The sequence below is a fragment of the Sphingomonas albertensis genome (assembly GCF_014358075.1).
Lineage (GTDB): Bacteria > Pseudomonadota > Alphaproteobacteria > Sphingomonadales > Sphingomonadaceae > Sphingomonas > Sphingomonas albertensis.
The window spans coordinates 97,736-110,739 of sequence record NZ_JACONT010000007.1; the positions used below are offsets into that span (position 1 = coordinate 97,736).

Here is a 13,004-nt window from a genome sequence, read left to right on the forward strand (position 1 = left end):
GCACGGGGTCAGGTGTCCGCAGATGCCGTTGGCGGCGTGTGGACTGAGGCAGGTTCAGACGGCGAGGCAGGATCTTGGCTGTGCTGAAGCCAGCGTCGTAGGCGGCGCTCGAAGCCGTGGACGTAGCTAAACACGACGGGGACCACGAGCAGGCTGAGCGCCGTCGATGTCAGAAGACCGCCGATTACGGCGACTGCCATGGGCCGGCGAAAGCTTGAATCCGCGCCAAGACCGAGGACAATCGGTATCATCCCCGCGATCATCGCCACGGTGGTCATCACGATTGGCCGGGCGCGCTTGTGGCAGGCGTCGATCAGGGCGTCAGGAAGCGTCAAGCCGCGCTCACGGATACCGACGATCGCGTATTCGACCAAAAGGATGGAGTTCTTGGTGACGATCCCCATCAGCATGATCAGGCCGATCATCGCTGGCAGGCCAAGTTCGCTGTCGAAGACGAGCAATCCGAAGAAAGCGCCGCCGATCGAGAGCGGGATCGCCGACAGTATGGTGATCGGCTGTACGAAATCCTTGAACAGCAGGACCAGCACACAATACACGCACAGGATCCCGATCAGGATCGCCATGATGAATCCGCCGCTTAGCTCCGCTTGCAGCTCGGCGTCGCCGGTCTGGATCAGCTTTACACTTGACGGGAGGCTTTTGGCCACCGGCAGTTCGTGCGCGGCCGTCGTGGCGGCGCCGAGCGCCATGCCGCCAAGGTCCGCGCCGATGGTGACATAGCGCTGGCGATCGTAGCGATCGATCTGAGCCGGGCCGCTCTCCAGGGAAAGGGACGCGACGCTTGCGAGGGGCACCGGGCCCTCGCGGCCGTTCACGCGCATGTTGGCGATCGTCGACAGGTCCTGCCGGGCGGCGTCGGAAATTCGTGCTCGGATATAAATCTGGCGCGTGTCGGCGTTGAGCCGCGCGACGAGGGGATCGAAGTCACCCGCCGTGGCGATACGGATGGTGTCGCCAATAGCAGCCGTGGTTACGCCCTGTTCGGCCGCCCGGCGCGCGTCCGGCCGGATCACCAACTCGGGGCGCTCTAGGCTCGCTGTCGAGGTGATGTTCGATAGTTGCGGAATTCCGCGCAACTGACGCTCAAAGCTCTTCGCGCTTGCCGTAAGCGCCTGTGCGTTGTCGCTGGCCAGGATGAGTGAAAGCTTTTCGCCCAGTCCGCCACCGCCGACGGAAAAGCGGGCTCCCGGCACCTGCACGAGGCGGGAACGCACCGCGTTCTCGATGTCGCTCTGCCCGTCCCGTTCACCGCGCGGCCCGAGCTTCAGGGTCAGGGCGCCACGCCGAACCTCGCCGGCTTGCTGGGCACCGCGACCCGCTTCCTGGGCGTCGCCGACCGTGATGAAGGCCTTTTCGGCTCCGTCAATACCGGCGATCGCTTTACGCGCCGCCTCGCCGACGCCGAGCGTGCGCTGCAAGGAGCTTCCGGGCGGCAGCTCGAACGTAATGGTTGTGTAGCCTACGTCCGAGGCGGGAATGAACCCCGTCGGAATGAACGGTACAAGCGCACCCGATGCGATCAGGAAGGCGACAGCCGCTGCCATCGTCGCACGGCGGTGCCCCAGGCACCAGCGAATCGCCGCCAGGTAGCGGGTCATTATCCAGCTGTCCGGGGTTTCGCGTGCCGGCTGGGGTTTGAGCAGATAGGCCGCCATCATCGGCGTCAGCAATCGTGCGACGAGCAACGATGACAGCACCGCTATGACCGCCGTCCAGCCGAATTGCTTGAACAGCATGCCGGGGATGCCCTGCATCATGGCGGTCGGCGCGAAGACGGCGACAATGCTCATCGTCGTGGCGATGACGGCGAGGGCGATCTCGGTGACCGCGTCTTCGGCCGCCTTGATCCGCGACTTGCCCATGTGGCGATGCCGCTCGATGTTCTCGATCTCGACGATGGCGTCGTCGACGAGGATGCCGACGACGATCGCGAGTGCGAGCAGCGTCAGGATGTCGAGGGAAAAGCCGAGCCAGGCCATCGCGGCGAACGTCGGCAGGATCGATAGCGGAAGCGCTGTGGCGGCAACGAGCGTGGCACGCCAGTCGCGCAGAAAGAACCAGACTACGAGGACGGCGAGTAACGCGCCTTCGTAGAGCATGTCCATCGAGCCGTTATACTGTTCCCGGGTGTACTCGACGTTGTCGGTGACAAGTTGGAATGAGAGCGACGGATGCGTGGCAGCGAGGGCATCAAGCGTTTTCTGGACCTGCTCGGCGATCTTGGTCTCGTCGAAGCCCTTGGCCCGGTAGATCTGAAAGCCCACCACGGGCTGGCCGTCGAGCATGGCGATCTGCGTGCGTTCGGCTATGCCGTCGCGTACAGTCGCCACCTGATCCAGACGAACCTGCCGCCCGCCCGCCAGCGCAATGGGAAGCGCATCGAGTTCGGAGGCGTGCCGGATGGTGGCGATGGTGCGGACCGACTGCTCGTCCCCGCCAAGTTGGGTGCGACCGCCCGACGATTGCTGCTCAACCTCGCGCAGGGCGCGCGAGACCTCCGCCGCCGTAACCCCGAGACTGGCGAGCCGCACGGGGTCGACTTCGATCCGGACCTCCCGCTGGACGCCGCCGACACGGGCGAACCGACCGACGCCCGGCACGCCGAGCACCGCCTTGCCGATGCTATCGTCAACAAACCAGGACAGCGCCTCCTCATCCATCTGAGGCGCAGCGACCGCATAGACCAGCATGACGTTCGCGCCGCTGCGCACTGCGGTAACTACAGGCTCACGCAGATCGGCGGGCAGATCAGAGCGGACCCCGTCGATTGCGTCTTTGGTTTCTATGAGCGCGTCGGAAAGGTTCTTCTCCAAGAGGAACTCGACCGAGATCGCCACGCTGCCGTCGGTGATGGAGGTTCGCAGATGCTTGACCCCGGTGACACTGGACAGTGCATCCTCGACGCGCCGCGCGACCTCGGTTTCAAGCTGCGCCGGCGCGGCTCCCGGGAGTGCCAGCTTGACGTCCACCGTCGGCATGTCGACGTCCGGCAAGTTCTGCACGCGAAGCTGGTTGAACCCCACGACGCCGGCGAGCGACAGAAGGATGAACAGCAGGATCGAGGGAATAGGATTGCGAATTGACCAAGTGGCGAAATTCATGAGCGTGCGCCCTGAGCAGCACGCTTAGTGAGCTTCGCAGGAGCCGTGGGCGGGAGACGAACGACATCGCCATCGTTGAGAAAGCCCGCCCCCTGGACCACGACGCGAGCGCCCACTGCGAGACCGCTCAAGATTTCGACCGCATCACCGCGGCGCCGGCCGATGGTGACGGCCTGAAGCGACGCGCGGGGCGCCGCTTCAGGCCGCCCGAGCTTCAAAACATAATAACGCCCGTCGCGGATCACGACGCTCTGCGCCGGGACGGTGATCGCAGGCGTTTCAGCCATTTCGATCCGCCCATTGGCGTACATCCCAGCTCGTGCGCGGCTGCCTCCGACGATATCGGCATAGGCGATGCCGAGGCGGGAACGCTCGTCCAGGATCGGTGCAGTCTGCCGCACCGTTGCGGCGGAATGTGTCCCGTCGGGCAATTCTAGCATGATCTTCTGCCCGGGAATCACGCGCGCCAGTTGCGGGGCGGTCAGCTCGCCTCGCCATTCCAGACGCTCTTGACGGATCAGGCGGAAGAACTCCTGACCTGCCGGCGCGACGGCACCCAGGGTGGCGGTGCGAGCGCTGATGATGCCATCGTCAGGCGCGACAACGCTAGTGTAGCGTAACTGCAGACGCTTCGCGGCAAGCCCCGCAGCCGCAGTCCTAGCCTCTGTCACAAACTGGAGGACATCTTGATCGCTGACGGCGCCGCTCGCCTGCAGGCTGAGCGCCCGCTGTCGATTGGCTTCGGCCTGATCGTAGCCGGCGCGTAACTGGGCTTCTTCGGCATTGAGGAGCGCGGGGTCGAGACGGGCAAGGAGCTGCCCGCGGCGCACCCGGTCGCCGACATTCACCCGAACGTCGATCAGCTGATAACCGCCGATCTGCGTGCCGATGCTCGCCTCCTGCCATGGCGCGATCGCGCCGGACGCCTCGACGGTCATGGGCCAGAGCTCACGGCGAGCAGTCGCTTCAGTGACGGTCAAGGCGGCCGCTGGCTTGGCGGCCGTCGTCGGGGCAGAGGGTTCGCCCGTGATGGTGACGACAGCGACGCCGGTTGCTATCAGCAGCGCGGCGCCTGCGGCGCTATAAATGACCAGCCGCCGGACCGGAGAACCCCCTAATTTGAAAGGTAGATTGGTCATCGCCGTTGCGCGCCGCCTTGATCAGATTGGGAGGTTATGGTGTCGGGCCCTGTCAGGTCCGCAGCCTGCAAGCTGACTTGGCCGCCCGCAGCGCGAACCAGCGCGACCCAGGCCTGGGCGCGATCGCGGGCGGCCGCTATTGCGCTCTCCAGTGCCCTGTTGAACTGTCGCCGTGAGTCCTCAAGTTCGAACATGTCGGTCGCGCCGGCGCGCCAGCGCGCTTCGTTCGCGCGCAAGGCAATCCCGGCGGCGTCCACGGCCTGCCGGGAGGTAATGACCCGCTGCTGCGCCGACTGCTGGCCGGCGAGCGCGTCCTCGACATCCCGCGTCGCCGCGCGAACGGCGCCGCGAAGCGCTTCGGTTGCCTCGCGGTAGCGCGCCTGCGCGCCGCGAACATTTGCTGCGCCTGCCCCGCCGTCGAAGAGTGGGCCGGACAGCTCCGCGCCTGCTGACCAAGTATCGAAGCTGCTGGCGGACCCCAGCACCCGAATCCAGTTGCCGGTAAGGAGCCCGACAAGATCAATCCGGGGCAGCCGATCAGCGCGGGCCACTCCGATTTCCGCCCAACGGGCAGCCGCCTCGCGTTCGGCGGCCACGACGTTCGGGTGCTGAAGAAGGATGGCGGCAGGTAAGGCAAGCGTGAGGGGCGGAGGCTCCGGGATGATCGTGCCCGCATCCACGTCCGGAATCGGCGCTAACCTGCTTGTTTGGGTCTGCGTAGAAGGCAGGACCGCGATCCTGATTTCCGGAGCCCCCACGAGCATTCGGATGGCTGATGCGTCACGGCCGCCCAGTGCGACCAGTTCATTGACCAAGCGCGCGCACGCTTCCTGCTGGGCGACCCGATTGGTGCGCGCCGCTGCAATATTGCTGGCCGCGTTGGCGGCTTCGATCGGCGCGACATTCCCGAGTGACAACCGTTCGCGCATCACTGCGAGTTCGAGTTCGCGGGCTGCGATGTCCCGGTTTCGAACGGCGAGCGAGAAATTGCAGGCCCGCAGCCGCAGAACAGCGTCCGCTATCTGGCCCGATAGCGAAAGCCGAGCCTGCTCGGCATCAGCGGTTCGCGCGCCGAGGCGACCCTCGGCAGCACGCGTGGTTTCCTTGAGGCGCCCCCAGAGATCCAGTTCCCAGCCAAGGCTGGCGCCGGACGCCGCGATGCTCTGCATGGTCGTGGCGCCGCCGCTGCCGGTCTGAGCGCCGCCCACCCGCGCGCGAGTTGCGCTTCCATTGGCCGAAATCTGCGGCAGGCGCTGTGCATCGGACACACGCGCCGTCGCTTGGGCCTGCTGTATTCGGGCGATCGCCTGCCCGAGCGTCGGATTGTCGATAAGAGCGGCGTCTACCAGCGTGTCGATCGCTGGGTCACCCAACGTTTTCCACCAGCCATGGATCACGGTGTCGGATGCGGACGATGTCGATGCTGGCTGTGCGCCGTTGTCCCATGCGGAGGCCACGCTCAACCTGAGCTTTTGGTACGCCGGTTGAGTCGCGCAGCCCGTCAATAACATCGGTATCAGAGCCAGCGCCGGGACAACGCTTAAGCGCCACCGCATCGCTTGGCTGATGCCGATCGCCGGCATTCTCGTGAGCCGCAAAAAAGCGCCTCGCTCGTCATTTAATAGAGCGATCATTCGCTCTAACTATCGAGACCTAACGACGGCGGCAAGCGCTAATAGAGCATTCGCTCTATTTTACGTTTGAGGAGCTGTGCCGTCTCGGACGCTTGCACGCGCGGCAACCTCCACGGCAGATAGGCGCAGCGGACAGTGTTATCCCGTATGGATCGGGTCTCGGCTTGAGCGGGGGCTTAGCGCCCGCGCTGAGCGAATCACACTTTCTGCGTGTCCGAGGCCGGCGCCAAATAGCGGACTAACATGGTCTGAAGCGCCCTGGTCGCTTCCTGCACGTCCAGTTTCGGATCGCGCAGATACAAGGTCTTCGACCCATCGATGATGCTGATGAGAAGGGACGCCGTGACATGCCGGTCCAGCGTGGGATCAATCGTGCCCGCTGCCTGCCCTTTCTCAAGCAGATCGGCGAGAAGTGAATGCACGCCTTTTGTGTGATCTTGCAAAGCCTTTGCCATCGGGGGACTGCGATTGGCCTCGGCTAATGCTTCCAGCAAGAGCGCTGGATGGCCCGATCGTGTGACTTTCATCTCGCCAAAAAGGGTGCTGAGCACGTCTGCTCCTTCGGCACGTTTGGCAAAGCGTGCAGCGGCTTCTTCAAGGCGAGCCTCAATCATCGCACCGACGATCGCCTCCTTACTGGTAAAATAGTGGTAGAGGTGACCGGGACTGATACGGGCCTCTGCGCAGATGCTCGAGATGCTTGCGCCCTTCAATCCGTCACGCACGAAGCAGCGCTCCGCCGCGTCTAGAATCTCCCGTCGTTTTTCCTCGTGCTTGACGGGATCGAGCTTGCGCATAATTGCCTTCTTAAAAATAGAATGATCAATCTATCAATCTTCGGCTGGGTAGCAAGTCCGAGCTGAGGGCTCGACCTTTGTGCGAACGATCACAATCAGACCGTCAGATCATGGGAAGCGGCGGTCCCTCCCGCATTGCTAACGCATCCTGTTTGGGCGAGCGTTCGAACCTCCGCGCATATTCGCGACTGAACTGGGAGATACTCTCGTAGCCGACAGCTTGCGCCGTCCGCGTCACGTCGTTGCCCTTGGAAAGCAACTGCCGTGCAGCCTGCAGCCGCAACGCCTTTTGATACTGAAGCGGGCTCGTAGCCGTGGCCAACCTGAAATGCCGGTTGAAGGCTGGAACGCTCATTGCGGCGACTTCAGCGAGGGTCTTAACGCGGACAGGCTGATCGAAGTGGGAGCGTAGCCAGTCCACGGCTTTACGGATCTGCGCCAGACTGCCCTCCTCCCAAACAAACTGCCGCAGCAGGCCGCCGTGCGCACTCTGCAACAGGCGGTACAGCAGCTCTCGCTCCCGTGGTCTTGCCAGCGCAGCGATATCACCGGGGGCGTCCAACAGCGCCAAATGCTGGTTCCATGCCTCAAGAAGGTCGGGCGCTTCATCCGCCACGCTGAAGCTAGACGGCTCTGGCATTGGCGGCGATGGAGGCAAATCTGTCAGTAATTCGGCGAGCAGCACGGGATCTACGGTGAGCCCAACCGCTACATACGGCTCTCGCCTTGCTGTCTCGTACAGGCACCGCGTCGCAGGTAGTTCGACCAGTGATGCAAATGATCGTCCGGGATCCTGTTCCAACTCCCGGTTGCCGATCGCGAGCCGCTTGGTTCCTTGAAGCACCAAACAGAACCCCGGCCCGCACATCGTGCTCTCCGGATCGCCGGTGCCGCGCGAGATTGCAACGCTTACGCGCGGAATGGGGGTCGTCATCCGCGACTCGGTGAAATGGCACAACACGCGCTCACGCATTCGTTCGAGCAAGTTCTGCATAGGTCAAAGCTACCAGGACGCGTGCAAACGCACAAGCCATCGATCCGATTAGGCAAGGATTGGATCAGATTTCACGTTCCTTACGATCAGTAAATCCGGCATGCGCAGAACGGGCAGGCAACAGCATCAATTAGAGGAAGTGCTTCTGCCGACGAGTGCTTCCAGACGTCGCCCCTAATCTGACGCGGCTACGAATTTCAGGAGCAACTAAGATGAGAGCTATGATCCTTGATGCGCCTGGAGGCCTCGATCGCATTCGTCTCGCGCAGATCGAAGACGCGCACGCGCCGAGCGCGAAGGAGGTGCGCGTGCGGATGAAAGCGAGTTGCATAAACTATCACGATTACGGGGTAGCGAGTGGCCGGTCGCCGACAGAAGATGGTCGCATCCTGCTGGCGGACGGAGCAGGAATCGTCGAAGCGGTGGGAAGCGAGGTAACGGACTTCGAACTCGGTAACGCCGTGCTGACCTGCATTTTCCCACAATGGCGTTCGGGACCGCCTCAGGTCGCCGATTTCTCACAGACTCCGGGCGACGGCGTGAACGGGGTCGCACGCGACATGTTCACCGCGTCGACCGACCTATTCACCCGGGCGCCACGGGGTTACAGCATGACGGAGGCAGCGACCGTGACAACCGCCGGCGTTACTGCATGGCGAGCGTTGCTGGTGAACGGCCCCCTCAAGGCCGGTGAAACAGTGCTGGTGCAGGGTTCGGGGGGCGTCTCGCTCTACGCGCTGCAAATCGCCAAGGCGGTTGGTGCCAGAGTCATCGCGACATCCTCGTCGCCCGACAAGCTCGCTCGGCTGCGCGGGCTTGGTGCGGACCATGTCATCAACTACCGCGACGAGCCCGAATGGGGGCGCCTTGCTTACGAATGGGCCGGTGGTAAGGGGGCCGACCACGTCATCGACGTTGGCGGGCCGGCTACGCTGCCGCAGTCGATCGAGGCCGTAAAGATCGGTGGCCATGTCGCTATGATCGGGATTCTCAGCGGCACGGAGGCCGCGATCCCGATGATCCCGGTGTTCGCCAAGCAGGTTCGGCTCCAGGGCTGTCTCAACGGCAGCTGGCAGGACCAGTCGGACCTAGTTGAGTTTCTGGCTACTAATGAAATCCGGCCGATCATCGATCGCAGCTTCAGGCTCGAGGAGCTTGCAAATGCGTTCCGGTATGAGGAGTCCGGTGCGCATTTTGGCAAGATCGTTCTCGAGATCTGAAGCATGTCTTTCGACATAATCGCGCTCCGATACGCGGTTCTCACGGCGGACACCCTAAGCTTTGCGCGCGCAGCCGCGCAAGAAGGAGTCAAACAAGCGACACTTAGCAAACGTATTGCGTCCTTGGAGAGCCGCCTCGGCCTGAACCTTTTCGAACGTTCAACTCGTGGAGCAGTCCCGACCGAGACAGGTGCAGGTTTTCTCGATGTCGCTCGGCGGATTTTGTTCGACCTTGAAGCCTTGCAGGCGAATGGGCGGGCAATTGGGGCCGGTCATGGTGGAAAACTAGGAATTGGCTTCTCAACCTCGCTGGCCGCAGGAAATATGCGCGCCCTGATCGTGGATTTTGTTCACGATTTCCCGCAATTACGCCTCCTCAACATCGAGGGTGATCGCTGTCGTCTGGCACAGGCGCTCCATGCGCGCTCGATTGACTTCGCCGTGATTAGCGGAGACGTCCCCGAGATCGGCTTGAAGCGCCGCGCGATGTGGAGCGAGCGCATCATGGTCATGCTCCATGACGAGCATATGCTAGCGCAAAAGGATCGTGTTTATTGGTCAGACCTTCGGGCAGAGCGCTTCATTCTTCCGCGACAAGGCTCCGGGACCGACCTTGCCGATCTGGTCCGGGCCCGCCTCGGCGAGCCCGGCTGGCAGCCGGATGTCGAGACACAAGAGGTTAGCCGGGAGAACGTCGCGAACTTCGTTCCGATCGGACGCTATGTAACGCTCACAACAGACACTGTGCTCGGTCGCGTGCTGCCCGGCGTTGTGCTGCGAGAAATCCACGAGCTGTCCGCGCACATCAGCCACATTTCCTACGCCGGATATTGGCGCAGCGACAATTCGAGCCCGGCGCTCGCGCGCTTGCTCAAGCTTGTTGGCGACCGCTATCCGCCTTGAGCCTGGCGGCCTTTCTTGAAGCCGCGATCGGTAGCCATGAAGCGGGCGAGCATCGGCGCGACCAGTCTTGCGGGTTCGATCGGCTTCGGCTCACCAGTTTCGTGAGCCAGTGCCTCACCATACGCCATCAAATTGCGATAGACCGGTGCCGGGAGGTCGATGGTCAACTTCACGGGGCGCTCTTCGACGATCCGTCCCAGCTTGAGTCCGCTCATTGCATATCTCTCCACGGTGCGAGAGCAAGGTCGCGGCTGACCAGCACACGTACCGGAAATCCCGCTCGAATGGTCAGGGTGGGTGATACATTGAGCTGGCGGCGGACAATTTCCTGGCCTGCTTGGTTTAGCGTGGTCTGGCCGCCCTGACGCAGCGCCCGAACCAGATCATCGTCGCTATCGGTTCCCAGCTCGGCGCCGAAGCTCAGCAAGGTCGAGAGACCCGCGGCCTTGGCCAGCCCGCCCCAATGCTCATCGACCTTGTCCTCCAGTCCGCCGAACCCGGCGGCGTCTCCAGTGGGTTGGCGCTCGAGCACGATCGAGCGTCCATCGGGCAAGATCAGCCGCGTCCAGGCGAGCAGCACCCGGCGCTGGCCGAAGCCGACCTGATCATCATAGTCCGCGATCAGGCGCGACCCCTGCGGGACCAGGAGGATGCGCCCGGTTGGGCTGTCGTAGACATTCTCGGTAACCTGCGCGGTGATCTGGCCGGGAAGATCGGATCGCAGGCCGGTGATCAGCGCTGCGGAAATGACGCTGCCTGCCTGGAGCACATAGGGAGACGCGGGCGGCGCCAGCCGCTCAGCGCTGATGGTGCGCCGATCGGTATCGCCATTGAGGAAAGCCCGGCGGGCGCTGCCGGACGAGGCCGCTGGCGCAGATGCGGGCGCCGCCGGCGGCGCGCCAAGCGCCAGCGAGGGGAGACCCATGGCCGGCCCAGCGTTCGGCGACCCGGCGCCGCGACCCGAGGCGCTCTGACCGCCTAGAAACACGCCGCTGGTTCGCGCAGTGTCGCGTTCCTGAAGGGCGCGCTGCCGCGCCGCCTCGGCCGCAGTCTGGGCCGGCGTCGGCGGTGCAGCGGCGGGTCCGCCCATCGGCGGCGGAGGCACTGCCTCACCGCGTTGCTGTGCGCTGACGATCGGCCGGCCGAGATCGCCCGGGAGCGGCGGTCCAAGCTGGGGAACGTCGCCATAGTCTTTGGGCGCGCTGGTGATCGCCTCGGCCGTCGTGCGGCTGTCAGTGTTGTAAAGTTCCTCAGCCGTTTTTTCAGACGGCGGCTGCAGCGCGTAGATCAATGCGCCGCCGATCCCAACGCCGGCCACCGTGCCCATCACGGCGAGCGCCTTGCGCGATAGCCGCATGACGCGCGGCGGATCGCCGCGCAGACGCAGGTCCGGCGGCGGCGCGTCCCGCGCGGGAGGATCGGCCTCCCCTACCTCCCGGTCAGGCACAATGTCGCTCATCGCCGATCCCTCCCGTCGGTGCGCTCGATGCGCACGCGCTGCTCGGATCGCTTGTCGCCGAGCTTGAGCTCGGCCGCTCCGAACAACCGGTCGACGATGATGTGCCGGCCGGAGACGCGGTAGTTCACCAGCTCGCCTTGACCACTGGCGCCGATGACGAAGAGCGGCGGCATTTCGCCCTGGCCGATGCCGGCCGGAAACTCGATGAACACCTGGCGGCCGTCGTCGAAAGCTCGCAGCGGCCGCCAGGGCGGGTCGTCCCCCTGGATCCTGTAGCGGAAATTGAGCGCGGCGATGTCGAGGCCCGTAGCGACGGGCGCCGCCGCTTGCGCCGCCGCATTCGATCCACGCAGCGCAATCAGCCGATCAGCGGGATAGGTCCAGCTCACCGACGCCATCCAGGTCGCGCGCGTCGCTTTCAGCTCGAGATGGTAAGTACGCCGGTCGGTATTGATGATGAGGTTGGTGGTAAGGTCCGGCCGCGTCGGCTTCACCAGGATATGCACCCGCGCGGCCGGGCCGGCGCCGCTTATCGTGTCGCCGATGATCCAGCGCACCGTGTCGCCGGCCGCCACCGGCCCTGGCCCGACCAGCCGCTCGCCTTCCTGCAGCGCGATATCGGTGACCTGCCCGGGCGCGGCGTAGACTTGATAGAGCGCGCCGTCGCTCCACGGGTAAAGCTGCATCGCGTTGAGAAAGCCATTGCGGACTGGTTCGATGCGAGCGGCGGCGTTTGCTTCGCCGACCCGGATGCGCGGATCGCCCGCCTCAGGCGGGGGCGGCGTCTCGTCGATGGGCTTCAGCTGACCGGGCAACGGCAGCGGCTGCGGGATCGCGACCACCTCGACCGCATTGGGTGGTGGCGGCGGCGCCTCCACCGCGGCCACGGGCGGCGCGTCGTAGGCGATGGCCGGGGGCTTTTCGCCTCGACTGGCGCAGGCAGCCAGCGTGCTTGCGGACATCAACAGCGCCAGGCCCACGGATTTACGGAAATGTGGGGTTACGGATTGGCGTGAATGGGCATCGGCGGAGATCCGCCTGGCGGTGGCGGTCATTGAGACAACTCCTTCGACCAGTTGATAGCGTTGACAAACAGGCCCAGCGGATTCTTGCGGAGCTGGTCCGGGGTGCGCGGGGGCTGGACCACGACGGTGACGATCGCCGACCAGCGTTCGGTCGCGGCGAGGCTGCCGTCCTGATAGCGGCGCTCGGTCCAGCCGATGCGAAAGCTGTCGGGGGATGCGCGGACCACACTGGAGACGTCGACGGCGACCTGGACCTTGCCGACCTGCGCGAACGGGTCGTTCGCGCGAGCATAGTCGTTGAGCGCCAGGGCGCCGCGATCGGTCGTGAACTCGTAGGCGCGCAGCCAGTTCTGGCGCACGATGATTGGATCGGCCGGGATCGAGCGGACCTGCTCGATGAAGCGGGCGAGATGGAACGCGACCTGCGGATCGGACGGGCGATAGTCGGCGGTGGCTGGCTCGACGGCGCGCGCTTCGCCGAGCTTGTCGACCTCGACCACCCACGGGACGATGTGGCCGCGCGCCGATTGCCAGACCAGGCCGGCGGTCAGGCCGCCCGACAGCGCCAGCGTGCCGAAGAATGCTAGGCGCCAGTTCCTGGCCTGGACGCGGGTCGAACCGATGCGGTCGTCCCAGACCTGAGCGGCGCGCTGATAGGGCGTCTCGGGCTCGGGGGTCTTGCCGTAGCGAACATTGGGGCGTCGAAACATC

At 64.4% G+C, this 13,004-nt stretch carries 11 protein-coding genes; 2 read left to right on the forward strand and 9 right to left on the reverse strand.

Going from position 1 to position 13,004, the window contains the following annotated elements:
- Positions 1-8: 8 nt before the first annotated feature.
- From H8S47_RS05325 to H8S47_RS05345, 5 genes are all read right to left on the reverse strand, one after another.
- Entirely contained in the window at positions 9-3,122 is a 3,114-nt protein-coding gene (locus H8S47_RS05325) for an efflux RND transporter permease subunit (protein WP_187502876.1), read from the reverse strand.
- Positions 3,119-4,261 (reverse strand): efflux RND transporter periplasmic adaptor subunit, encoded by a 1,143-nt coding sequence (locus tag H8S47_RS05330; protein WP_187502877.1) that lies wholly within the window; start codon positions 4,259-4,261, stop codon positions 3,119-3,121. Before H8S47_RS05330 ends, H8S47_RS05325 begins: the two co-directional genes overlap by 4 nt.
- Positions 4,258-5,895, reverse strand: a complete 1,638-nt coding sequence (locus tag H8S47_RS05335; protein ID WP_214654946.1) for an efflux transporter outer membrane subunit — start codon at positions 5,893-5,895, stop codon at positions 4,258-4,260. Before H8S47_RS05335 ends, H8S47_RS05330 begins: the two co-directional genes overlap by 4 nt.
- Positions 5,896-6,092: 197 nt before the next feature.
- Positions 6,093-6,692 (reverse strand): TetR/AcrR family transcriptional regulator, encoded by a 600-nt coding sequence (locus H8S47_RS05340; protein WP_187502878.1) that lies wholly within the window; start codon positions 6,690-6,692, stop codon positions 6,093-6,095.
- Between the two features lie 103 nt (positions 6,693-6,795).
- Positions 6,796-7,686 carry an AraC family transcriptional regulator gene (locus tag H8S47_RS05345; protein ID WP_187502879.1) on the reverse strand — a complete coding sequence of 297 codons (891 nt, stop codon included), beginning with the start codon at positions 7,684-7,686 and terminating at the stop codon, positions 6,796-6,798.
- A 212-nt stretch (positions 7,687-7,898) separates the two neighbouring features.
- Here H8S47_RS05345 and H8S47_RS05350 point away from each other — a divergent pair, with 212 nt between their 5' ends.
- Both H8S47_RS05350 and H8S47_RS05355 read left to right on the forward strand, forming a co-directional pair.
- Positions 7,899-8,906, forward strand: a complete 1,008-nt coding sequence (locus tag H8S47_RS05350) for a zinc-dependent alcohol dehydrogenase family protein (RefSeq protein ID WP_187502880.1) — start codon at positions 7,899-7,901, stop codon at positions 8,904-8,906.
- A 3-nt stretch (positions 8,907-8,909) separates the two neighbouring features.
- Positions 8,910-9,809, forward strand: coding sequence for a LysR family transcriptional regulator (locus H8S47_RS05355; protein WP_187502881.1), 900 nt, complete (start codon positions 8,910-8,912; stop codon positions 9,807-9,809).
- Here H8S47_RS05355 and H8S47_RS05360 read toward each other — a convergent pair.
- From H8S47_RS05360 to trbF, 4 genes are all read right to left on the reverse strand, one after another.
- Positions 9,797-10,024 carry a DUF2274 domain-containing protein gene (locus H8S47_RS05360; RefSeq protein ID WP_187502882.1) on the reverse strand — a complete coding sequence of 76 codons (228 nt, stop codon included), beginning with the start codon at positions 10,022-10,024 and terminating at the stop codon, positions 9,797-9,799. The two genes, H8S47_RS05355 and H8S47_RS05360, sit on opposite strands and share 13 nt — an antisense overlap.
- Positions 10,021-11,268: a TraB/TrbI/VirB10 family type IV secretion system protein gene (locus H8S47_RS05365; protein WP_187502883.1), complete on the reverse strand. Its 1,248-nt coding sequence runs from the start codon at positions 11,266-11,268 to the stop codon at positions 10,021-10,023. Before H8S47_RS05365 ends, H8S47_RS05360 begins: the two co-directional genes overlap by 4 nt.
- Complete coding sequence (gene trbG, locus H8S47_RS05370) at positions 11,265-12,230, reverse strand: P-type conjugative transfer protein TrbG (RefSeq protein WP_235982621.1); 966 nt, start codon at positions 12,228-12,230, stop codon at positions 11,265-11,267. Before trbG ends, H8S47_RS05365 begins: the two co-directional genes overlap by 4 nt.
- 89 nt (positions 12,231-12,319) lie before the next feature.
- Positions 12,320-13,003 carry a conjugal transfer protein TrbF gene (gene trbF / locus H8S47_RS05375; RefSeq protein ID WP_187502914.1) on the reverse strand — a complete coding sequence of 228 codons (684 nt, stop codon included), beginning with the start codon at positions 13,001-13,003 and terminating at the stop codon, positions 12,320-12,322.
- Position 13,004: the final 1 nt, after the last annotated feature.